Origin of the sequence: Pantoea sp. ACRSB (assembly GCF_022346905.1) — a bacterium.
GTDB lineage: Bacteria > Pseudomonadota > Gammaproteobacteria > Enterobacterales > Enterobacteriaceae > Pantoea > Pantoea piersonii.
This window is the reverse complement of record NZ_JAKRNL010000010.1, coordinates 68,428-89,683: the sequence shown is the minus strand read 5'-3', so window position 1 is coordinate 89,683 and position 21,256 is coordinate 68,428. Positions and strand designations below refer to the sequence as shown.

Here is a 21,256-nt window from a genome sequence, read left to right as displayed (position 1 = left end):
AGTGCAGACGCACTTTTTCCGCATGGAAGTGGAAATCGCAGGGCAGCCTGTGCGCCAGATCGCAGGACGCATGGATTGTGTGACAGAGGCCGCGTTATGCGTGGATTGCGCTCGATTGCGCTATTAAAGAAGAGATGTGCGCACGTCCTGCGGCGCGGCGCGCATCAGGAGCGGATTGGGATAAGAAAATATGATGACGATGCGAAGCCGGTCACGCAGACCGGCCCGATAGATCAGCGGAATTTTTTATGGTTGGCGTTGCGGATATCCGCCAGCTTCTTCGCTTCGGATTTGGCGCCGTCCAGGTTGTTGGCTTTCGCCAGCTCGTTAACCACGTCGATCTGCGCAATCAGCGAGTCAAGCCCGGCGTGGTAATCCTTGATCGACGCGCTGTCGGCCGGCTGGCCTTCAAGCTTTTCCGGCGTCGATTTTTTAGCATCCTGCGCAGCCTGACGCATCTCGCCCAGCGCTTTCTGCATCGTCTGCGCGTCGCTGGTTTTCATAACGGTATTCAGCCCGTCTTTCAGGGTATCCATATCATTTTCTAAATCCGCCGCGTAAAGGCTGGCGCTTCCGAACAGCAAAGAGAGAGACAACATAGCAATCACATGCTTACGCATCGGTATATCCTTTTTTATTGTGGGTAAAAAAAAAGCAGCCAGAGCGGCTGCTTTCAGGAAGCGAGTTTTCTTATTGTCCGGCGATTTTCATCTCCGGCAGCAGCACCGAACCACATTGTATGTTGCTGCGGGTTTCAATGTCGTTACCGACCGTGACTATATTTCGCCACATCTCCTTGAGATTTCCTGCAATAGTGATCTCGCTCACAGGATACTGAATCTCGCCGTTCTCGACCCAGTAGCCAGCCGCGCCGCGCGAATAGTCGCCGGTAATGGCGCTGACGCCCTGTCCCATCAGTTCGGTAACGACCAGGCCGCGTCCCATTTGCTTCAGCAGGTCGTCAAAGCTGCTGCCCTGCCCGGCGATGCGCCAGTTGTGAATGCCGCCCGCATGACCGGTGCTTTTCAGGCCCAGCTTGCGCGCCGAGTAGCTGGTCATCAGCCAGGTTTGCAGTACGCCATCCTTAATGATGTCGCGCGCCTGGGTACGTACCCCTTCGCTGTCGAACGGCGTTGACGCCAGGCCTTTTAACAGATGCGGATGCTCCTGAATCGTGAGCCACTCCGGCAGGATCTGCTGGCCCAGCGCATCGAGCAGGAAAGTCGATTTACGGTAGACGCTGCTGCCGCTGATGGCGCCGACCAGATGGCCGAACAGGCCGGTGGCGACTTCCGGCGCGAAAATAACCGGCGCTTTCATGGTGGAAAGCTTGCGCGGCGCCAGGCGCGACAGCACGCGACGCGCGCACTCTTCGCCGACCCAGTCGGGACTTTTCAGATCTTCAAAAGCGCGGCCGATGGTGTAGGCGTAATCGCGCTCCATATTGCCGTCCTGCTCGGCGATAACGCAGCTGGAGAGCGAATGACGGCTGGAGCAGTAGCTCTGCAGCATGCCGTGGCTGTTGCCGAATACCTTAATGCCGACGTGGCTGTTGAAGCTGCCGCCTTCGGTATTGGTGATGCGCGGATCCGCCTTCAGGGACGCCTGCTCCGCCTGGGCGGCGAGCTCGATGGCGCGATCGGCGTCGATCTCCCAGGGGTGATAGAGATCGAGATCCGGCGCCTCGAACGCCAGCAGATCGGCATCCGCCGGTGCGGCGTAAGGATCCGCCGAGGTGTAACGCGCGATATCGATCGCCGCCTGCACGGTGCGTTTGATCGCTTCCGGGCTGAGATCGGTGGAGGAAGCGCTGCCCTTGCGGTTCTGGTGATAAACGGTGATACCGAGCGCGCCGTCGCTGTTAAACTCGACGTTCTCCACTTCGCCGTAACGGGTGCTGACGCCGATTCCGGTGGTTTTGGTCACTGCCACTTCCGCGCCGTCGGTGCTGGCTTTCGCCAGATCGAGCGCCTGCGCCACTGCCTGTTCCAACACTTTTCGCTGTTCTGCAACCTGAGTAGATACGTTCATCGGCCTGCCGTCTAATCTTATGTATGAAAGTTTTGAGTCTATCAGAGTCAGAGAACAATTTCGCAGTCACCCGATAAACTGATAGGATTAGCCTCTTTTTTTAGGGGAGCCCAGAAAATGACCAAACAGCCCGATGAGTGGCTCGACGATGTGCCGGATAATCAGGAAGAAGATGATGAAGAGATTATCTGGGTCAGTAAAAGCGAAATTAAACGCGACGCTGAAGAGCTGAAACGCCTGGGTGCCGAACTGGTCGATCTGGGCAAGAACGCCCTGGAGAAGATCCCGCTGGATGAAGAGCTGCTGGCCGCTATCGAACTGGCGCAGCGCATCAAAAAAGAGGGCCGCCGTCGTCAGCTGCAGTTGATCGGCAAAATGCTGCGCTCCCGCGACGTTGACCCGATCCGTCAGGCGCTCGATAAGCTGAAGAACCGCCATAACCAGCAGGTTGCGCTGTTTCACAAGCTGGAAGCGCTGCGCGATCGTCTGATCGATCAGGGCGACGAGGCGATGAACGAGGTGATTACCCTCTATCCCCACGCCGATCGTCAGCAGCTGCGCAGCATGATCCGCAACGCACAGAAAGAGAAAGCGGGCAACAAGCCGCCGAAATCGTCACGTCAGATTTTCCAGTATCTGCGCGAGCTGGCGGAAAGCTAAGCGGCGACGGGCGAATCTGCCCGTCCGAAAGCGAAGGCTAACGCAGCAGACAGATCACTGCATAAACAAGCGCCCGTTTCAGGGCGCTTGTTCTTTCAGGCGAGGCGATCCAGCAGTTTCTGATGAATGCCGCCAAATCCGCCGTTACTCATGACCAGGATCGAATCGCCCGGCTGAGCGGCTTTCGCCACCATCTCGACCAGCGTATCGATGTCGGCGCTCCAGTGTGCGGGCGGCATGCAGGCTTCGGCAACGTCAGAGACCTGCCAGGGAATATGGTGCGGCTGGAACAGAAAGACCTCGTCCGCGCGCGCCAGCGATGGTGCCAGATCGTTTTTGCTCACGCCCATTTTCATGGTGTTGGAGCGCGGCTCCAGCACCGCCAGGATACGCGCTCTGCCGCCGACTTTGCTGCGCAGTGCGGATAAGGTCGCCAGAATCGCCGTCGGGTGATGCGCGAAGTCGTCATAGACCTTAATGCCGTTCACTTCGCCGCGCAGTTCCAGACGGCGGCGCGCGTTGATAAAGCTGTCCAGCGCCTGCGCCGCATCTTCCGGTTTGACGCCGACGTGACGCGCGGCGGCGATCGCCATCAGGCCGTTATGCATGTTGTGCTCGCCTACCAGCGACCAGTTCACCTCGCCAGCTTTCTCGCCGTCGAGCAGCACTTCCCAGCGCGAAGCGTCCGGCGTCAGTTTCTTCGCCTGCCAGTGACCGCCTTCGCCGACGCTCTCCTGCTCGCTCCAGCAGCCCATCGCCATCACCTGGCGGATATTGTGATCGTGCTCTGGCAGCAGGATTTTGCCCTGGCCCGGCACGATACGCACCAGATGGTGGAACTGCTTCTGAATGGCGCGCAGATCGTCGAAGATATCCGCGTGATCAAATTCCAGATTGTTGAGGATCAGGGTGCGCGGGCAGTAGTGAACGAATTTGGAGCGCTTGTCGAAGAAGGCGCAGTCATATTCATCCGCCTCGATGACGAAGAATGGACTTTTTCCTAATTTTGCCGAGACGTCGAAGTTGCCGGGCACCCCGCCGATGATAAAGCCAGGCTCCAGTCCGCACGACTCCAGAATCCAGGCTACCATACCAGAAGTGGTTGTTTTACCGTGGGTTCCTGCTACCGCCACCACCCAACGATCGCGCAGTACGAAGTCATGCAGCCACTGCGGGCCAGAGAGGTAGGGAATATTGCGCTCCAGCACCGCCTCTACGCAGGGGTTGCCGCGCGTCATGGCATTGCCGATGATAACGAGGTCCGGCGCGGGATCGAGCTGGGAAGCGTCGTAACCCTCTGTTAATTCAATGCCCTGCTGCTCAAGCAGCGTGCTCATCGGCGGATAAACGTTGGCGTCCGAACCGGTCACCTGATGGCCCAGGGAACGTGCCAGCATCGCCAGACCGCCCATAAACGTGCCGCAAATCCCAAGGATATGAATGCGCATAACAAGATCCATTACTCAAAAGTTCGGCGCACAGTGTAACCCCGCTCGCAGAGTTAAGAAACGGATTAGGACTATGGTTTTTGAAGTTCAATCGGCTAAACTGCGTACGCAAACGTTGGCGGTTTGACAGGCAGGCTGCCACTCCATCGAAGATTCAGGGAATGTGTTATGAAAACGTTAGGCGAATTTATCGTCGAGAAACAGCACGACTTTCCTCACGCTACAGGTGAACTGACGGCGCTGATTTCCGCTATCAAGCTGGGCGCGAAAATTATCCATCGCGATATTAACAAAGCTGGCCTGGTGGATATTCTCGGCGCAAGCGGCGTTGAAAACGTCCAGGGCGAGCAGCAGATGAAGCTCGATCTCTTCGCAAACGAGAAGCTTAAAGCGGCGCTGAAAGCGCGCGGCATCGTGGCGGGGATCGCCTCGGAAGAAGAGGACGAGTTTGTAATCTTCGAAGGAGTAGAACACGGTAAATATGTGGTGCTGATGGATCCGCTGGACGGCTCCTCAAATATCGACGTTAACGTCTCTGTCGGCACCATCTTCTCTATCTATCATCGCGTCAGCGCCCCTGGCACACCGGTAACCGAAGCGGACTTTATGCAGCCGGGCCACAAGCAGGTGGCGGCAGGTTACGTGGTGTATGGCTCCTCGACCATGATGGTCTATACCACCGGCTGCGGCGTGCACGCCTTTACCTACGATCCGTCGCTCGGCGTCTTCTGCCTGAGCCACGAGCGCATGACCTACCCGCCGACGGGCTACACCTACTCCATTAACGAAGGCAACTATATTCGTTTCCCGCAGGGCGTGAAGAAATACCTGAAGTTCTGCCAGGAAGAGGATCATGCCACGCATCGTCCTTATACCTCGCGCTATATCGGATCGCTGGTGGCGGATTTCCATCGCAACCTGCTGAAAGGCGGCATCTACCTCTATCCGAGCACCGCCAGCCACCCGAACGGCAAGCTGCGTCTGCTCTATGAGTGCAACCCGATGGCGTTCCTCGCTGAACAGGCGGGCGGCAAGGCGAGCGACGGCGCGAACCGTATCCTCGACATCCAGCCGGAAACCCTGCATCAGCGCTGCCCGTTCTTCTGCGGCAACAACGCAATGGTGGATGACGTTGAGCGCTTCCTGCGCGAGTACCCGGACGCGGCGCAGTAAGTTCGCTAACGTGTAAGATGGCTGCGTTCCGCGTGCTGATTGACGCGGAATGACAAGGGCGCGAATATCGCGCCCTTTTCTTTTACGCCGTTTCCAGACGGAACAGCGATACCGTGGACTGCAGATGCTGCGACTGCGCCTCCAGCGACTGCGTAGCCGCCGTGGCCTGTTCGACCAGTGCCGCGTTCTGCTGCGCCACCTCATCCATCTGCGTCACCGCCAGATTAACCTGCTCAATACCGCGGCTCTGCTCATCCGACGCCATGGAGATCTCTTTCATCAGCGTCGTGACGCGCATCACCTCGCTGGAGATCTCATCCATGGTTTCGCCCGCGCGCGTCGCCATATCGCTGCCCTCTTTTACCCGCGTCTGCGACTCGGAAATCAGCCCGCGGATCTCTTTCGCCGCGTTGGCGCTGCGCTGCGCCAGGGTGCGCACTTCATTCGCCACTACGGCGAAACCGCGTCCCTGCTCGCCGGCGCGCGCCGCCTCTACCGAGGCGTTGAGCGCGAGAATATTGGTCTGGAAGGCGATGCTGTCGATGACGCCGAGAATATCGCCGATGCGGTTCGCGCTGTCGGTAATTTCCTGCATTTTTTCCATTACATAGCAAACTACTTCCGCGCCGCGATCGGCCGTGTCCGAAACGCTGTTTGCCAGCTTATGCGCCTGCTGCGCGTTGGCGGCGTTAAGGCGTACCGTGGCGGTAAGCTGTTCCATGCTGGCCGCCGTCTGCTCCAGCGACGCCGCCGACTCCTCGGTGCGCTGGGAAAGATGCACGTTGCCCGCCGCCAGCTCGCGGCTGCCGACGTCGATCTGCTGGCTGGCGTCGAGCACCTGACTTACCTGCACGCGCAGCGCCTGCTGCATCTCGCCGAGCGCGCGGTTAAGGCGGCCCAGCTCGTTGTCGCCCGGAGGCGGCAGCGTCTGCGAGAGATCCCCTGCCGCAACCTGTTCCAGATGCGCGATGGCACCATCAAGCGGCAGCAGCAGCAGGCGACGCATCAGCACCCAGGCCAGCACGAACAGCAGCAGCGTCAGCGCCACCGCTGCGCCGATCAGCGCCTTCATAAAAGCTTCGTTTCTGGCTGCCTGCGCCAGCTGCGCGTCAGTGACCTGATCGGCATAGCTGCCGAACGCCTCTACCGCGTTGCTGTAGTTAAGCGCCAGCTTAGCGAGATTGCCTTCCAGCACGCTGTAATATTCATCGGTATACTGTTTTTCCAGCGCGCTCATGATGGGCGTAATGCCCTGCGCCAGATAGGCGTTCCAGGTGGCGACCACCTCATCGGCCAGCTTTTTGCCCTGCGCCGTCACCGTCCCGGCTGCAATAAAGGCCTTCATGCTGTGCTGCGACGCCTGCACGTCAGCCTGCGCCTGCTTCACCGAGGCGGTACCCTCGTCCAGCAGGCCAATCTCGATTTTGCGCACCGCCAGCGCGGCGGTGGCGCGCGCGCGCATCAGATCGCCGTTGCTTTGATAGAGCGCGTTGAGTTCGATACCCTGAATGCGGTTGATAACATCCAGCGATCGGTTTCCTTTGTTAATGGCAATGATCCCCATGACGCTGACCGCCAGCAGCAGCAGAGTCATAAAGGCGAGTAAAGCTAATAGTCCTGTGCGTAGTGAGAGCTTATTCATGATGTTGTTTTCCGTTTGCTTATATAAAGGCAGAGAATCCAGCAGCCCTAAAACGTACAAGTTATCGGCAGTTGCGCAGGGAAACTTTATCGCTATTGATGGTCATTCACCTGATCATCACCCAGGCTTAGCCCCTTCAGAAAAAGGATCGCAGGAATGAAAAGAGGGATTGCCGCCGCAGGCTTGCTGGTATGCGCCTTCGCGCAGGCGCAGCAGAACCCGGTCGACGAGGCGCTTAAAAACTGTCTGAATGACGCCTCCACTACCCTGGCAATGGTGAAGTGTTACAGCCGCGCCAGCCAGGGCTGGGACGGCGAGATGAACGCGCAGTATGTGCAGCTAATGAAGCAGCTCAGCGGCGAGCCGAAAGAGAAACTGCGCAGCGCGCAGCGGCAGTGGCTGACTTATCGCGACAGCTGGCAGGCGGCGAGCGCAGCTTATTTCACCCGCACGCAGGGCTCGCTGGCGCAGGTTTCACTGGCGGCGCAGGGCGTCGATCTGGTGCGCAATCAGGCGCTGATGCTGCGGTCGCTGAATAAAGGCAGTTGCGCCAGCGACGCCGATTGTTGATTAATGGGGGGTATCTCTTACTCACGCGCTGGCGCTGGCCAGCGCATCCATCTTTTTTCAGGGAGAAATCATGGCTGCGTATGCCTCTACCCTTATTCTTATCGGCCTCGCGGTCCTCAGCTATTTCGTTCACAACAGCGCGGTCACTATCTCTATTCTGATCCTGCTGGCGATCAAGCTCACGCCGCTGTCGCAGTTTTTTCCCTACGTTGAGAAACAGGGCATCCAGCTCGGCATTATTATCCTGACGGTCGCGGTTATGGCGCCGCTCGCCAGCGGTTCGCTTCCCGCCTCCTCGCTGCTGAAGTCTTTCGCCAGCTGGCAGTCGATCGTGGCGATTCTGGTGGGCATTTTCGTCGCCTGGCTGGGCGGGCGCGGCGTCAGTTTTATGAGCGCGCAGCCGTCGGTGATCGGCGGCTTATTAATCGGTACGGTGATTGGCGTCGCCTTCTTCCGCGGCGTGCCGGTCGGACCACTGATTGCTGCGGGGATCGTCTCGCTGTTTGTGGTCGCGAAGTAAGGCGAGGAGCATTCCGAAAGGTCAAAATTGGGGCATACTTTCACAGGCAGTTGGCTATAATAGCCGACACTCAACATGTGACTATTGAAGGAATGCCCGATGAGTTTGAACCAGGTGCCTGCAGGTAAAGAACTGCCAGAAGATCTCTACGTTATCATTGAGATCCCGGCTAACGCCGATCCGATCAAATATGAAGTCGACAAAGAGTCTGGCGCCCTGTTCGTGGACCGTTTCATGTCCACGGCGATGTTCTATCCGTGCAACTACGGCTACATCAACAACACGCTGTCGCTGGATGGTGATCCGGTTGACGTGCTGGTTCCAACCCCTTACCCGCTGCAGCCGGGCTCCGTGATCCGCTGCCGTCCGGTTGGCGTGCTGAACATGACCGACGAATCAGGTCAGGATGCGAAAGTGGTCGCTGTGCCGCACACCAAGCTGACCAAAGAGTACGATCACATCAAAGATGTGAACGACCTGCCGGAACTGCTGCGCGCGCAGATCACCCATTTCTTTGAGCACTACAAAGATCTGGAAAAAGGCAAGTGGGTGAAAGTTGACGGCTGGGCAGACGCCGAAGCGGCGAAAGCTGAAATCGTTGCCTCTTTCGAGCGCGCGCAGAAGAAGTAATCTGTCGCCGACCGATATAAAAACACCGTCCCCTGGACGGTGTTTTTGTTTACAGCGGTCAGAATTCTGTGGGTGGTATGGCCCACCTGCAGAAAAAAACACCGTCCTCTGGACGGTGTTTTTGTTTATGCGTCTGACGGTGGATCGTCGCGCCGTAGCCAGTCGCCGCTGGCGATGCGCTGACGCCCTTTAACCGGCCGCTGGTAGACGTAGAGCCATGCGCTGCCGTAAGGCGTTTGCATCAGCTGGCGTTTGTATTCACCAGCCTTTGTGCGCAGTGCATCCAGCTCACCCAGCGTGGTGGCATCGATGCGGTAAACTTCACAATAGACGGTTCCTTCGCCCGGGATCACGCCCGGATAATGGCCAAGACTGTAGAGCTCATAGCCCTCAATCTGCATATCCCCCAGCCATTGCGCATTCGTCATCCAGTGACTGTTTCCCTGTTTGCGCCGTAAACTGCCGTAGACAATTATTCGCATTGCTAAAACTCAAACTGATAGAGCAAATCAAGAGCCTGGTCCACACCGGACACGGCTTCCAAATAGAGTTTGGGCATCAGGCGATAACGCAAGGTTAACGTCGCCAGTGAATCAAATATGCCAACACCATATTTTACTTGTAGACCCGGCAGCACATAGCCGCTGACCTGCACCTGCTGGCTGTCGCCAACGCCGGCAGTATCAAGGGCAAGATTGCTGACGCCGAACGTCTCGCCGATTTTACCCACAACCTGCCCACTTTGTGCAACCCCCAGTCCAACTAAGGCAGAAGTTAATGCATTGCTGTCACCGTCCGTTCCCAGTCCCTGGCCGCGCAGCAGATAGGAAAGCGCCTCCTGCTGCGACATCGCCGGATCGGAGAAGACTTCGACTTTCGGCTCGTCCGCCAGTCCGGTGACGCGCAGGCCAGCCGTCACGTCATCTTCTGTTGCCTCGGGATTACGGATCGCCTCAAGGTTGATATAGGGCTGATCCGGCGGGCCTGCGAACTGCAGCTCGCCTTTACGCACGATAAGATCCTGGCCGTAGGCATGGAAGCGACCGGACGGGATATTGATCTGGCCGTTGAGGCCCAGCCCGGTTTTATCCTGCACCACTTTCAGGTCGCCGTTAAGCTTCGCCTTCAGGCCAAAGGCGGACAGGCGAACATCGTTGCCGACGTGAATGACCAGATTGCTGTTAATCGGGATCGCGGCACTTTTCGGCTGAATCGGCTGCAGGTTTTTATCCAGCAGCACTTCGTCCGACGAGACGCCTGTAGCGCTCTCCGGCACTTCCTGCACCGTAATGCGCGCCCAGGGAATATCTACGCTGCCGTCCAGACTGAAAGCCGCTGGCGTTGCTTCGAAGACCAGGTCCGGCGAGACGTCCATGCGCACCATCGGCGGAACGGTGACCCGCACGCGGCTGCCCTGCGCGGCGATGCGCGCACGCCAGTTGTCGAGCTGGCTCCAGTCCGCATTACCGTTGAGGTTGATATTGCCCTGCGCGGTCTGCACCAGTCCATTGAGCGTCGAGCTCATGCCGTTGAACACCATGTTCAGGTTAGCAGCGGTGAGATCGACCGGCATAAAGTTGCCGTCGACGTCAACGCCCTGCAAACCAAGCTGGCCGAAGATCTGCGGCTGCTTCACGCTGCCGCCGAGGCGCAGGCTGCTGTTCAGGTTGCCTTTGATCTTCTCGCCCTGCGCCAGTGCCGGATTGAGCATCGTCAGTGAGATATTGCGGATATTGACGTTGCCGCCCAGCGTACGACGGTTCTGCGGATCGCTGATCTGCACGTTGCCATCGAGCTGGCCGTTGTTGGCAATGCGGATCAGCCAGTCGAGATCGGCGCGGCCGTTGCGCAGCGCCGCGTTGAGGTTCAGCGTGTTGAAGTCAATGGGCAGCGTATTGCCCTGCACATCCTGTCTGACCTTAACACCGTTGCCCTTCAGCGAGACGGTGCCGGTCGGCAGCGCGCCGTCCGCCGTCCAGTTTACGCGCGCGTCGCCGCTGAATACGCCTGCAAGCTGGGTGGCGTCAGGCAGGAACGGCTTGATCATCGCCAGGTCGAAGCGGTTGAGCGCGATATGTGCATGGCCGCTCGGGCCAGCTTCAACCGGCTCCGGCACGCAGAGCTGCGCGTTAGGGTTCTGCCAGCAGTGCGGGCCGATAGTGGCAGTCTGCTTCGCGTTCAGGTAGTCGATCGCCATCGCGCGCGTCAGTCGCCATTCGCCGACCGGCGTATCGAAGCGCGTGTCGTTAAGGGTTCCTTTCCAGCGCTGCTGCTGACGATCGAAGCTGCCGCTAAGCGCCAGCTGACCGGAAACCGGCTCGCCCTGCACCTGCAGCTTCAGCTGATGCTGTTTTTCATTGCCGTCGGCGTTGAGCGTCAGCAGGCTGATAGTAAGCGCATCCTGTTTCAGCTGCTCAACGCGCAGCTGCAACTTGCCGGCGATCTGATCGCTGGAGCGGACGTCGCCGTCCAGCGTTACGCGCCGGATCTGCAGCTGCTGCCAGCGCAGGCCAGTGGCGTTAAGATCGGCCAGCAGCTGCGGCGCCTGCAGGGTGCCGCGCGCCTTGATGGTGCCTTTAGCAACGCCGCCCAGTCCCGGCAGCGCGTTATCGAGATGGGGCGCGTCGATGGTGGCGTCAAGATTGAGCGCGTCGCCCAGCGAGCCTTTCACATCGAGATTATTGCGGCCCAGGGCGATTTTCACGCCCGGGATCTCCCACTGGTTATAGCTGTTGCCCTTCAGCGACCCTTCGGCGCTTACCGCGTTCTGCTTAACGTTGCCCTTCAACTGCAGCTGCGGCACGCTCACCTGCCAGCTGCCGCCGTAGAGGCTGCCGCGCGTGGCGATTTTGCCGTCCAGCTTCGCCGGCCAGTCAGGATACTGTCGCGCGGTGTCGATGCCGGAGAGCGTCAGCTCGCTGCGCCAGCTAATGGCTTTGCTCCAGTCCACCAGCGCCGTGAGATCGACGTTGCCCTGCAGCGCGCCGATGCGCAGCTTGTCGAGATTGAACTGCTCGACGTTGCCTTTGCCGTCCAGCGCCACGGTAGCGGGCGGCACACTGTCGCCTTTCACCGCCGTACGCAGCGACATCACGTAGTCAGTAGCTTTGCCTTTAAACTGATAATCGAGATTATCCGCCTGATACTGCACCGCGCCGGTCAGCGGCCAGCGCAGCTGTGGGCTGGTGAGATGCAGCGACAGCGGCAGGCCCGCCACCGCCAGCTGGGTGGCGGCGTCGAGCCGGGCGCGGACCGGACCGGAGAGGTTGAGGCCCAGCTTCAACTCGTCGCGCATCGCGCCGCCCAGCTCAAGCTTGATCTTCTCTCCTTTCAGCGGATCGACGTTCGCAGTACCGTTGAGCGTGAAATTTACCGGCCAGTTGTCCGCCAGCGTCGCTTCGCCGCTGCCGTTAAGCTGGCCAAGCGTCGAGTCGACGTCCAGCGTCTGCAGCTGCAGTCGGCGGTCGGCCGTTTTCGCCTTCAGCAGCAGGCGATTTACCGCAACGTCGGTATCGCCAGTCAGACGCAGCTGCTCGCCAAGGATCTCCTGCACGTCGATATCGAGCGGCAGACGAAAATCGGGCAGCTCCGGCAGCAGCGGTTTCGCAAACATCGCCTGCAGGGTTTCGCCCAGCGGCTTTTCGTCCGGCTGCGGTTTCTGCACTTTCGGCTGCACCACCTCTTCGCTGGCGACCTGTGCCGCTTTCGGCAGGGCCACCAGCAGACTCTGGATATGCGTCGGGTTGAGCGTCAGCGCGCGCCCCTGCCACTGCAGTCCGGTGGTGAAATCGAGCAGCGAAATGGCAGTGTCGTCGATTTTCACATTGATATTATGCAGGCCGAGATGACGCAGCGTAACGGGATAAGGCGTGCTGAGATCGCCGCTGCCGTTATCCTCTTCCTGCGGCGCCTCCTGCGCGGGGGCCATCTTTTTGCTGTCGACCACCACGCTGACATCTTTCAGCGCGATGTCGTTAACGCACACCGACGAGTGCAGCAGGCAGTTGAGATCGACCGCCAGATGAAAGGTGCCGGCGTCAACGCTGACGCCGGGCATTTCATAGCGCAGCCCACTAATGGTCAGGTTGCGCCAGCCGCCCTCTACCTGTTTGATCGATAAGCCCGGCACCCAGCGCGCCGCGCCGTTCAACACCAGATGCAAGCCAGGCGTCGTGCCGATTAAAAACGCCACGCCTCCCAGCAGCACTACCAGAAAAATCAGTATGCCGATCAGGACCTTTTTCCACAGCTTCATAGTTCAGGCCCCAGTCCGATATAAAATTGCAAACCATGCTCCTCGCTGTCGCCAATCGGCCGGGCAATATCCAGTTTGATCGGCCCGACCGGCGACGCCCAGCGCACGCCGAAGCCCGCGCCGGTTTTAAAATTGCTCTGTTTGATGTCGTTGACCGCTTCACCTGAGTCAATGAACGCCGCGCCCCACCATTTGCCGGTCACGTTGTACTGATACTCCAGCGAGCCGGTGGCGAGCTTCGAGGCGCCGGTCAGCTTACCGTCCTCGTCGCGCGGGGAAATATCTTTGTATTTGTAGCCGCGAATACTGCGATCGCCGCCCGCGAAGAAGCGCAGGTCAGGCGGCACCTTTTCAAAGTCGTTGGTTTCGATCCAGCCGAGATTGCCGCGCGCCACGAAGCGATGTTTATCCGCCAGCGTGCGGATCCAGACGTTCTGCGCCTGCAGGATCAGGAAGTCGACGTCTGAACCCCAGGTGGTGTCGGAGACATCCACCGAGTAGCGCTGCGAATCGCCCCATGTCGGCATCAGGCCGCCGCGTGAGCGGGTGCGGTTGAGGCTGACGCCCGGATAGAGCAGCATCGTGGTGTTGGTAACGCTGCCCTGGGTAAAGTGATCGAGGCTCCATTTCAGGTTGATCGCCTTCTGCCAGCCGGAGCTGTTCTCCCAGTAACGCGATACGCCGAGCGTCGAGGTGTCAGCTTTGGTGTCGTTCAGATCGGTGCGTTTCAGGCCGCCGGAGAAGATGTAATACTGCTCCAGCGGGCTTTTCAGCAGCGGCACTTTGTAGCTGAGGTCGAGCTGCTGCTCCGGCGCGGAGAGATAGGCGTCCGCCGTCAGGCTGTGGCCACGATCGTTGACCCAGGGCTTTTTCCAGCTGCCTTTCAGGCGCGGGCCGACGTCAGTCGAGTAGCCGATACCGGTTTCGATGGTGTTTTCGGTGCGTGGCGATACCACCGCGCTCAGCGGCAGCACTTTGGTTTTCCGCCCCTGCGCGAATTCCGGCGCGACCACCACCGAGTTAAACCAGCCCGTCGCCGAGAGACGACGGTTCAGCTCGGCGAGATCGCGCGAGCTGTAGTAGTCGCCTTTCTTAAAGGGAACCAGATTTTTCAGATACTCTTCGCGGATCTGCGAGCCGGAGAAGCTGACGTCGCCGAAGCGATAGCGCTGGCCGCTGTCATAGTCGATATCCCAGAAGGCTTCGCGCCGTTCAACGGAAACGCCGAGCTGGCTCTTTTTAAAATCGCCGTCGAAATAGCCGTTGCGTAGCGCCAGGTTCGAAAAGCCGCTTTTGAATTTGTCATACTCGCCGTGGTTGAGCTGCCGCCCTTTTTTCGGCGTACCCTGTTTCACCCAGGCCCGATAGTCGGGATCGCGCAGCGCGTCGCCTTCGAGCACGATAGTGCTGCCAGCGATTTTTACCGGCTCGCCGGGTGTGACATGGGCAATAAGTACCGGTCGTCCGCCCTGTGGCGGCGCGGGACGCGATTCAAAATCGATGTCGGGCTCGTAGTAGCCGAGCGCCTTCAGCCCTTGCTGGATTGCCTCTGAAACGCGCGCGCGAAAACGGCCATCGTTCGACACCTCGTCGGCGCTGATGGTCGAGAGGCGAGCACGCACGTTTTTGTTGAGATCCCCGGTTAAGCCTTGCACTTCAAGGCGCACTTTCGCTGCCTCAGCGACTGGCGCGGCGGCCAACAGGCAGGTCATAAAACAGACGTGAATTCGTGGCACGCGTACTCCTGTTAATCATGCCGACCCCTATTCCGCGGGGCGTGATATATCCCTGATATAAGAACATCGCAGCGGCGCAGTCATCATCATAGCCGCATAAAGCGGCCTGCGGCGGCGAAAAACGGTTAACAAAGCCAAATAGCGCCCTATTGTCAGCAAATGGCCGGACCGATACAACCGCTGCGCAGCAGAAGCGCTCGCCACTCGGATTAATCTGAGCGAAACGGCGTCGCCGGGATCTCTGGCGGCGTTGAGGGCGCTGCTGCTATAATCAGCGGCGCAGGTTACGCCTGCTCTATTTCTGCCCCGGCGCTGCTCCGCACCGTCGATAAGGCGCAGACATTTTTGGCACGGATAGCCCAGACTACGAGGTGAGTACAATCGGTACGCCCTTTGCGTGCGCTGCCCAGGCCAAAAATGACAAGTGGATAACCTTTTGGATAACCTATGTTAGATAGCTTGCTTGTCATATTATTGCTGATCGTGATCAGCGCCTTTTTCTCTCTCTCGGAAATCTCGCTGGCCGCCGCCCGCAAGATCAAACTGAAACTGCTGGCCGATGAAGGCAATATCAACGCGCAGCGCGTGCTGAAAATGCAGGAAACGCCCGGCACCTTCTTTACGGTGGTGCAGATCGGCCTGAACGCGGTCGCTATCCTCGGCGGTATTGTCGGCGACGCGGCGTTCTCGCCAGCCTTCCGCAGCCTCTTTAACCGCTTTATGGAGCCGGCGCTCGCCGATCAGCTCAGCTTTATCTGCTCCTTCGTTATCGTCACCAGCCTGTTTATTTTGTTCGCCGATCTGACGCCAAAGCGCGTCGGCATGATCGCGCCGGAAGTAGTGGCGCTGCGAATTATTAACCCGATGCGTTTCTGCCTGCTGGTGTTTAGCCCGCTGGTATGGCTGTTTAACGGCCTGGCGAACGTTTTCTTCCGCGTCTTTAAGCTGCCGATGGTGCGTAAAGACGACATTACCTCCGACGATATTTACGCGGTGGTGGAAGCGGGCGCGCTGGCAGGCGTGCTGCGTAAGCAGGAGCACGAGCTGATTGAAAACGTCTTTGAGCTGGAATCGCGCACCGTACCCTCCTCCATGACCTCACGCGAAAACGTGGTCTGGTTCGATCTGCGCGAAGACGAAACCATGCTGAAAAGCAAAATCGCTGAGCATCCGCACTCTAAATTTCTGGTGTGCGACGGCGATATCGACCATATCGTTGGCTATGTCGATTCTAAAGAGCTGCTGCTGCGCGTGCTGGGCAATCAGAGCATGGCGCTCAACAGCGGCGTGCAGATCCGCTCGGCGTTGATTGTGCCGGATACGCTGACGCTCTCTGAAGCGCTGGAAAGCTTTAAGACCGCCGGCGAAGACTTCGCGGTGATCATGAACGAATACGCGCTGGTGGTGGGCATTATCACCCTGAACGACGTGATGACGACGCTGATGGGCGATCTGGTCGGCCAGGGTCTGGAAGAGCAGATTGTGGCGCGCGACGAAAACTCCTGGCTGGTAGAGGGCGGCACGCCGATTGATGACGTAATGCGCGTGCTGCATATCGACGAGTTTCCGCAGTCGGGCAACTATGAAACCATCGGCGGCTTTATGATGTATATGCTGCGCAAAATCCCGAAACGCACCGATTTTGTGAAGTTCGCCGGGTTTAAGTTCGAAGTGGTGGATATCGACAGTTATCGTATCGATCAGCTGCTGGTGACGCGGATTGACGATCGTCCGCCGGTGCTGAATGTGGCGAAAACCACGGAAGCTGAAGAGTAGAAAATCAGAGGGCGCCGACGGCGCCCTTTTTTATCAGTTGAACTCCGCCTGAAGGCGCAGAACCTGACGGTTAATTTCGGACATCACGCTCAGGTGCTGGATGTCCTTTACGCGCGGGATCAACACTTTCCCTTTGTCGAATTCGAACGCGCCAACGTCCTTGATATACATCCTTCCTTTGAACAGCGTTTTTACATATTTCGCTATTTGCAGTGGATTATAGCGTTGGAAGATCTTCATGCTGTCTAACTCCTGTACATTTATAAATACGCTTCGCCGTTTCCAAGTTCGGTACGAGCCCATGAAGCGCAAAGTGCCGGTAAACTATAGAACACTCAGCTGGGATAATGTTCCGAAAACTGAACTTTTTTACTGAATTGACACATCATTACAGAATAGTCTGTTATCACGCTTTACCAACACAGTATAAATCCAAACTTGTTAAGAAATTGTGGCATGAATAACAAACCTGACACCTTAACAAGACAGGCGCATCATCCCTGCTTACTATTGCAGAAAAATGACCAACTGGTCCGATCACCAAGGAGACTCACAATGCGACTCGCCTGTGCCCTGTTTGCGCTGGTTTTATTACCCGGCGCGGTTTTCGCTCATAGCCTGAAAGAAGATCAGCGCGTGCCTGCGGTCGGCGTTGACGATAAAGGCGAGCTGCTTTACCAGCAGGATGACTTTAGCTACAAACGCTGGAACAGCGCGCAGCTGCCGGGCAAAGTGCGCGTTATTCAGCACATCGCCGGTCGCTCATCCGCTAAAGAGAAAAACGCCGCCGTAGTTGAAGCGATCAAAGCCGCGGCCTTCCCGCACGATCGCTACCAGACCACGACTATCGTTAACACCAATGATGCTATTCCCGGCACCGGCATGTTTGTGCGCAGCAGCATTGAGAGCAACAAAAAGCAGTACCCCTGGTCGCAGTTTATCGTCGACAGCAAAGGCAACGTAAAGCGTGCCTGGCAGCTTGAAGATGCCGGTTCGGCCATTGTGGTACTGGATAAGAGCGGTCATGTCCGCTTTGTTAAAGACGGCGCGCTGACGCAGGAGGAAGTGACGCAGGTCATTACGCTGGTGCGCACGCTGCTTAAATCATGAATGAAAACGGGAGGCTTTCGCCTCCCTTATTGATCAAAACAGCGACACGCGGAAACCGGGATTGAGAAAAGATTCACGCGGCGCATAGTCCAGAGTTTTGCCTTGCCAGTCGTGGACGTGCGCGCCAGCCGCGACGGCGACGGCGTGCCCCGCGCCGGTATCCCAGATATTGGTCGGCCCGAAGCGGGGATAGAGCTGCGCTTTGCCCTCCGCCACCAGACAGAACTTCAGCGAAGAGCCGATGGCGACGGTCTGATGCTCGCCCAGCTGCTGCAGATACTCTTTCAGTTCGTCATCGGCATGGGAACGGCTGACCACGACCAGCGGCGGTCGCGCCTCCTGCACATGGATCGGCGTCTTATGGCCGCCCTCCTCTTTCCAGGCTTTGCCCTCTGCGGCGGAGTAAAGCACGCCGAGCGCAGGCGCATATACCACGCCCATCACCGGTTTGCCCTGATCGATCAAGGCGATATTGACGGTAAACTCGCCGTTGCGCTTGATAAACTCTTTGGTGCCGTCGAGCGGGTCGACCAGCCAGTAGCGCTGCCACTGTTGCCGCTCGCTCCATGAAGGCGGATCCTCTTCCGACAGCACCGGCACTTCCGGCGTCAGCTGTTTCAGCCCCTGCAGAATAATATCGTGCGCGGCAATATCCGCAGCGGTCACCGGGGAGTCGTCGGCTTTGCGGGAAACGTCTACCGGCGTTTCCTTTTCATAAACCAGCATGATCGCGTTGCCCGCTTCGCGCGCCAGCTGGCAGATTTGCTCTAACATCTTTCACCTCCTCATCGGTGGCGACTGCACGACGTCATCGTGCGCCACATCGGTTAAATTTTAGCAGCTACTGCGCCGCCGCCCGGGCTTCCGGGCGCTTTTCTCTCAATATTTTAACAATATCAATACCATAGATTGCGCCTTGCCGCTATGCCGTACGGCAATCACCCTTTTCAACGCGCAAAACGTTAAACCCATCACGTATTCCTCTGACACATCATCATTCTTTTACATTAATTTGAGAGACTTACCCTTTTGCAGCAGGAGCACGCATGTTTAAACCCACTATCACCTTTCTGGCGCTGAGCCTTTCAGTCAGTCTGCACGCCGCCACCGTTGATCTACGTCTGCTGGAAACCACCGATCTGCACAGCAATATGATGGACTTCGACTACTACAAAGATACCCCGACCGAGAAATTCGGGCTGGTACGTACCGCGTCGCTAATCCATGCCGCGCGTCAGGAAGTAAAGAACAGCGTGCTGGTGGATAACGGCGATATTATTCAGGGCAGCCCGCTCGGTGACTATATGGCGGCGAAAGGTCTACAGCAGGGCGAGAGCCATCCCGTTTATAAGGCGCTGAATACGCTGGATTACAGCGTCGGCAACCTTGGCAACCACGAGTTCAACTACGGCTTGCCTTACCTGCGCAAGGCGCTGGCGGGCGCGCGTTTTCCCTATGTGAACGCCAATATCATCGATCTTAAGACCAACCGCCCCATGTTTACGCCCTGGCTGATTAAGCCTGTTCAGGTAACGGATCGCGACGGCAAGACCCAGCTGTTGAAGATCGGCTTTATCGGCTTCGTCCCGCCGCAGATTATGGTGTGGGATAAAGCCAACCTGCAGGGCAAAGTGCGCGTAGAGGACATCACCGAAACCGCGCGGCGCTATGTGCCGCAGATGCGCGCGCAGGGCGCGGATCTGGTGGTGGCTATTCCCCACTCCGGCCTCAGCAGCGAGCCTTACCATGCAATGGCGGAGAACTCGGTCTACTACCTGAGCCAGGTTAAAGGCATTGACGCTATTCTCTTTGGCCACGCCCATGCGGTTTTTCCCGGTAAAGATTTCGCCGCCATCAAAGGGGCCGATATTGAAAAAGGGACGCTGAACGGGGTTGCAGCGGTGATGCCCGGCATGTGGGGCGATCATCTCGGCGTTGTGGATCTGGTGCTGACCCATGAAGGCGGCCGCTGGCAGGTCAGCGACAGTCGAGCGGAAGCGCGCCCGATTTACGACGCGGTGCAGAAAAAGTCGCTGGCAGCGGAAGATCCGGCGCTGGTTAAAGTGCTGGCAGAGGATCACCGCGCCACGCGGGAGTTTGTGTCGAAACCGATCGGTAAGTCTGCCGACGTGATGTACAGCTACCTTTCGCTGGTACAGGACGATCCGACCGTACAGATCGTCAATAACGCGCAGCGCGCTTACGTAGAACATTTTATTCAGGGCGATCCCGATCTGGGTCGTTTGCCGGTGCTCTCCGCCGCCGCGCCGTTTAAAGCGGGCGGTCGCAAGAACGATCCCGCCAGCTATACCGAAGTAGAGAAAGGCGAACTGACCTTCCGTAACGCCGCCGATCTCTATCTCTATCCTAATACGCTGGTCGTCATGAAAGTGAGCGGCGCGCAGGTAAAAGAGTGGCTGGAGTGCTCCGCCGGTCAGTTTAACCAGATAGATCCGCAGCGCAGCAGCGCGCAGTCGCTGATCAACTGGGATTTCCGCACCTATAATTTCGACGTGATCGACGGCGTTAATTACCAGATCGATGTGACCCAACCGGCGCGCTACGACGGCGAATGCCAGCTCATCCATCCCAACGCTTCGCGTATTAAAAACCTCACATGGCAGGGCAAGCCGGTCGATCCGCACGCCACCTTCCTGGTCGCCACCAATAACTATCGTGCCTACGGCGGCAAATTCGCGGGCACCGGAGATAAATTTATCGCCTTCGCCGCGCCCGATGAGAACCGCGCGGTCGTCGCGGCCTATATCAGCGCGGAGACCAAAAAACAGGGCGAAGTCAGCCCGCAGGCGGACAACAACTGGCGACTGGCGCCGATAAAGAGCAGTACCCCGCTCGATATCCGTTTTGAGACCGCGCCGGGCGAGAAGGCAACCGCCTTTATCCGCAGCCATGCGCAGTACCCGATGCAGCCGCAGGGCAGCGATGAGATCGGTTTTGCTATATGGAAGCTAGATTTACAGCAGAAATAAGCGCGTAAAAAAGCCAGCCTGCGGGCTGGCTTCATCATTCTGATACGCTGCGCAATCGCCGGGCGTGCGCCTTGTTAATCGCGCAGGCGTAGCTTACAGAATTTCCAGCAGCTCAACTTCGAAGATCAGGGTGCTGAATGGCGGAATGGATGCGCCAGCGCCGCGCTCGCCGTAGGCAAGGTTGTGCGGAATCGTCAGTTCCCACTTCGAGCCGACCGGCATCAGCGTCAGCGCTTCAATCCAGCCTGCAATCACGCCGGTCACCGGGAATTCTGCCGGTTCGCCGCGCGCGACCGAGCTGTCGAATACCGTACCGTCGATCAGTTTGCCCGTGTAGTGGACGCGCACGCGATCCTGACGTGACGGGATTGGACCGTCGCCCTGCTTGATCACGCTGAACTGCAGGCCCGATTCGGTGCTGTTAACGCCTTCGCGCTGCGCGTTTTCAGCCAGGAAAGTCTGGCCTTCAGCAGCCATCGCCTGCACGCGCTCGCGACGCACGCCTTCAGCGCGCTCATGCACTTCACGCAGCGCACGATGCACGACGTCAACCGGCACCGCCGGCGAATTCCCTTCCAGCGCGTCGCGCAGGCCCGCGAGCAGCGCTTCTGGCTGAAGTCCCTGCAGACCAGACTCCAGCAACTGCTGGCCAACCTGTAAACCAATTCCGTAACTTGCTTGTGATTCGACGCTGTCGAATGAAGGGGTCGTCATC

At 58.2% G+C, this 21,256-nt stretch carries 18 protein-coding genes; 8 read left to right on the top strand and 10 right to left on the bottom strand.

From position 1 onward, the window contains the following. Positions 1–233: 233 nt before the first annotated feature. Positions 234–620 (bottom strand): cytochrome b562, encoded by a 387-nt coding sequence (gene cybC, locus MHZ89_RS20810; RefSeq protein WP_311784521.1) that lies wholly within the window; start codon positions 618–620, stop codon positions 234–236. Positions 621–690: 70 nt separating this feature from the next. Next, a complete protein-coding gene (pmbA, locus tag MHZ89_RS20805; RefSeq protein ID WP_311784520.1) occupies positions 691–2,031 on the bottom strand; it encodes a metalloprotease PmbA in 1,341 nt (446 codons plus the stop codon). A gap of 117 nt (positions 2,032–2,148) precedes the next feature. Here pmbA and yjgA point away from each other — a divergent pair, with 117 nt between their 5' ends. Next, positions 2,149–2,691, top strand: coding sequence for a ribosome biogenesis factor YjgA (gene yjgA / locus MHZ89_RS20800; protein WP_120454979.1), 543 nt, complete (start codon positions 2,149–2,151; stop codon positions 2,689–2,691). Between the two features lie 95 nt (positions 2,692–2,786). Here the strand turns inward: yjgA and mpl are convergent, their stop codons facing one another. Then, entirely contained in the window at positions 2,787–4,139 is a 1,353-nt protein-coding gene (gene mpl, locus MHZ89_RS20795) for a UDP-N-acetylmuramate:L-alanyl-gamma-D-glutamyl-meso-diaminopimelate ligase (RefSeq protein ID WP_126690403.1), read from the bottom strand. Positions 4,140–4,307: 168 nt separating this feature from the next. On the opposite strand from mpl, the gene fbp reads away from it, so the two are divergent. After that, on the top strand, positions 4,308–5,312 hold the full coding sequence (fbp, locus tag MHZ89_RS20790) for a class 1 fructose-bisphosphatase (protein ID WP_120454983.1): 1,005 nt from the start codon (positions 4,308–4,310) through the stop codon (positions 5,310–5,312). A gap of 82 nt (positions 5,313–5,394) precedes the next feature. Here the strand turns inward: fbp and MHZ89_RS20785 are convergent, their stop codons facing one another. Next, the gene (locus tag MHZ89_RS20785) at positions 5,395–6,954 is read right to left on the bottom strand and encodes a methyl-accepting chemotaxis protein (RefSeq protein ID WP_311784519.1); all 1,560 of its coding nucleotides are present in this window, start codon (positions 6,952–6,954) and stop codon (positions 5,395–5,397) included. Positions 6,955–7,110: 156 nt separating this feature from the next. Here MHZ89_RS20785 and MHZ89_RS20780 point away from each other — a divergent pair, with 156 nt between their 5' ends. From MHZ89_RS20780 to ppa, 3 genes are all read left to right on the top strand, one after another. Then, on the top strand, positions 7,111–7,524 hold the full coding sequence (locus tag MHZ89_RS20780; protein WP_311784518.1) for a lysozyme inhibitor LprI family protein: 414 nt from the start codon (positions 7,111–7,113) through the stop codon (positions 7,522–7,524). Between the two features lie 70 nt (positions 7,525–7,594). Continuing rightward, positions 7,595–8,044, top strand: coding sequence for a DUF441 domain-containing protein (locus MHZ89_RS20775; RefSeq protein WP_311784517.1), 450 nt, complete (start codon positions 7,595–7,597; stop codon positions 8,042–8,044). 99 nt (positions 8,045–8,143) lie between these two features. Beyond that, on the top strand, positions 8,144–8,674 hold the full coding sequence (ppa, locus tag MHZ89_RS20770; RefSeq protein ID WP_120454990.1) for an inorganic diphosphatase: 531 nt from the start codon (positions 8,144–8,146) through the stop codon (positions 8,672–8,674). A gap of 125 nt (positions 8,675–8,799) precedes the next feature. Here ppa and MHZ89_RS20765 read toward each other — a convergent pair whose 3' ends face one another. The 3 genes from MHZ89_RS20765 to MHZ89_RS20755 are packed head-to-tail and all read right to left on the bottom strand — an operon-like array spanning position 8,800 to position 14,641. Beyond that, positions 8,800–9,156, bottom strand: a complete 357-nt coding sequence (locus tag MHZ89_RS20765) for a gamma-glutamylcyclotransferase (RefSeq protein ID WP_033792318.1) — start codon at positions 9,154–9,156, stop codon at positions 8,800–8,802. Between the two features lie 2 nt (positions 9,157–9,158). Next, positions 9,159–12,929 carry a translocation/assembly module TamB domain-containing protein gene (locus tag MHZ89_RS20760; protein ID WP_311784516.1) on the bottom strand — a complete coding sequence of 1,257 codons (3,771 nt, stop codon included), beginning with the start codon at positions 12,927–12,929 and terminating at the stop codon, positions 9,159–9,161. After that, a complete protein-coding gene (locus MHZ89_RS20755; protein WP_311784527.1) occupies positions 12,926–14,641 on the bottom strand; it encodes an autotransporter assembly complex family protein in 1,716 nt (571 codons plus the stop codon). Before MHZ89_RS20755 ends, MHZ89_RS20760 begins: the two co-directional genes overlap by 4 nt. Positions 14,642–15,112: 471 nt before the next feature. On the opposite strand from MHZ89_RS20755, the gene MHZ89_RS20750 reads away from it, so the two are divergent. After that, positions 15,113–16,441: a hemolysin family protein gene (locus tag MHZ89_RS20750; RefSeq protein WP_311784515.1), complete on the top strand. Its 1,329-nt coding sequence runs from the start codon at positions 15,113–15,115 to the stop codon at positions 16,439–16,441. 33 nt (positions 16,442–16,474) lie between these two features. Here the strand turns inward: MHZ89_RS20750 and MHZ89_RS20745 are convergent, their stop codons facing one another. Then, the gene (locus MHZ89_RS20745; protein WP_033754894.1) at positions 16,475–16,681 is read right to left on the bottom strand and encodes a DUF1107 domain-containing protein; all 207 of its coding nucleotides are present in this window, start codon (positions 16,679–16,681) and stop codon (positions 16,475–16,477) included. 315 nt (positions 16,682–16,996) lie between these two features. Between MHZ89_RS20745 and MHZ89_RS20740 the strand changes: the two genes are divergently transcribed. Next, positions 16,997–17,551: a YtfJ family protein gene (locus MHZ89_RS20740; RefSeq protein WP_311784514.1), complete on the top strand. Its 555-nt coding sequence runs from the start codon at positions 16,997–16,999 to the stop codon at positions 17,549–17,551. Between the two features lie 33 nt (positions 17,552–17,584). Here MHZ89_RS20740 and cysQ read toward each other — a convergent pair whose 3' ends face one another. Next, entirely contained in the window at positions 17,585–18,325 is a 741-nt protein-coding gene (gene cysQ / locus MHZ89_RS20735; RefSeq protein ID WP_120455000.1) for a 3'(2'),5'-bisphosphate nucleotidase CysQ, read from the bottom strand. 272 nt (positions 18,326–18,597) lie between these two features. On the opposite strand from cysQ, the gene MHZ89_RS20730 reads away from it, so the two are divergent. Continuing rightward, the gene (locus tag MHZ89_RS20730) at positions 18,598–20,541 is read left to right on the top strand and encodes a bifunctional 2',3'-cyclic-nucleotide 2'-phosphodiesterase/3'-nucleotidase (RefSeq protein WP_311784513.1); all 1,944 of its coding nucleotides are present in this window, start codon (positions 18,598–18,600) and stop codon (positions 20,539–20,541) included. 93 nt (positions 20,542–20,634) lie between these two features. Here the strand turns inward: MHZ89_RS20730 and fklB are convergent, their stop codons facing one another. Continuing rightward, complete coding sequence (gene fklB / locus MHZ89_RS20725) at positions 20,635–21,255, bottom strand: FKBP-type peptidyl-prolyl cis-trans isomerase (protein ID WP_311784512.1); 621 nt, start codon at positions 21,253–21,255, stop codon at positions 20,635–20,637. Between the last annotated feature and the right edge of the window lies 1 nt (position 21,256).

What these genes read in the sequence shown, in the direction of transcription:
- MHZ89_RS20755 (WP_311784527.1), bottom strand. Translation starts at nt 14,641, where the DNA reads ATGACCTGCCTGTTGGCCGCCGCGCCAGTCGCTGAGGCAGCGAAAGTG.
- MHZ89_RS20730 (WP_311784513.1), top strand. Translation starts at nt 18,598, where the DNA reads ATGTTTAAACCCACTATCACCTTTCTGGCGCTGAGCCTTTCAGTCAGT.
- MHZ89_RS20785 (WP_311784519.1), bottom strand. Translation starts at nt 6,954, where the DNA reads ATGAATAAGCTCTCACTACGCACAGGACTATTAGCTTTACTCGCCTTT.
- MHZ89_RS20780 (WP_311784518.1), top strand. Translation starts at nt 7,111, where the DNA reads ATGAAAAGAGGGATTGCCGCCGCAGGCTTGCTGGTATGCGCCTTCGCG.
- pmbA (WP_311784520.1), bottom strand. Translation starts at nt 2,031, where the DNA reads ATGAACGTATCTACTCAGGTTGCAGAACAGCGAAAAGTGTTGGAACAG.
- fbp (WP_120454983.1), top strand. Translation starts at nt 4,308, where the DNA reads ATGAAAACGTTAGGCGAATTTATCGTCGAGAAACAGCACGACTTTCCT.
- fklB (WP_311784512.1), bottom strand. Translation starts at nt 21,255, where the DNA reads ATGACGACCCCTTCATTCGACAGCGTCGAATCACAAGCAAGTTACGGA.
- MHZ89_RS20760 (WP_311784516.1), bottom strand. Translation starts at nt 12,929, where the DNA reads ATGAAGCTGTGGAAAAAGGTCCTGATCGGCATACTGATTTTTCTGGTA.
- MHZ89_RS20750 (WP_311784515.1), top strand. Translation starts at nt 15,113, where the DNA reads ATGTTAGATAGCTTGCTTGTCATATTATTGCTGATCGTGATCAGCGCC.
- cysQ (WP_120455000.1), bottom strand. Translation starts at nt 18,325, where the DNA reads ATGTTAGAGCAAATCTGCCAGCTGGCGCGCGAAGCGGGCAACGCGATC.
- MHZ89_RS20775 (WP_311784517.1), top strand. Translation starts at nt 7,595, where the DNA reads ATGGCTGCGTATGCCTCTACCCTTATTCTTATCGGCCTCGCGGTCCTC.
- MHZ89_RS20745 (WP_033754894.1), bottom strand. Translation starts at nt 16,681, where the DNA reads ATGAAGATCTTCCAACGCTATAATCCACTGCAAATAGCGAAATATGTA.
- MHZ89_RS20765 (WP_033792318.1), bottom strand. Translation starts at nt 9,156, where the DNA reads ATGCGAATAATTGTCTACGGCAGTTTACGGCGCAAACAGGGAAACAGT.
- yjgA (WP_120454979.1), top strand. Translation starts at nt 2,149, where the DNA reads ATGACCAAACAGCCCGATGAGTGGCTCGACGATGTGCCGGATAATCAG.
- ppa (WP_120454990.1), top strand. Translation starts at nt 8,144, where the DNA reads ATGAGTTTGAACCAGGTGCCTGCAGGTAAAGAACTGCCAGAAGATCTC.
- cybC (WP_311784521.1), bottom strand. Translation starts at nt 620, where the DNA reads ATGCGTAAGCATGTGATTGCTATGTTGTCTCTCTCTTTGCTGTTCGGA.
- MHZ89_RS20740 (WP_311784514.1), top strand. Translation starts at nt 16,997, where the DNA reads ATGCGACTCGCCTGTGCCCTGTTTGCGCTGGTTTTATTACCCGGCGCG.
- mpl (WP_126690403.1), bottom strand. Translation starts at nt 4,139, where the DNA reads ATGCGCATTCATATCCTTGGGATTTGCGGCACGTTTATGGGCGGTCTG.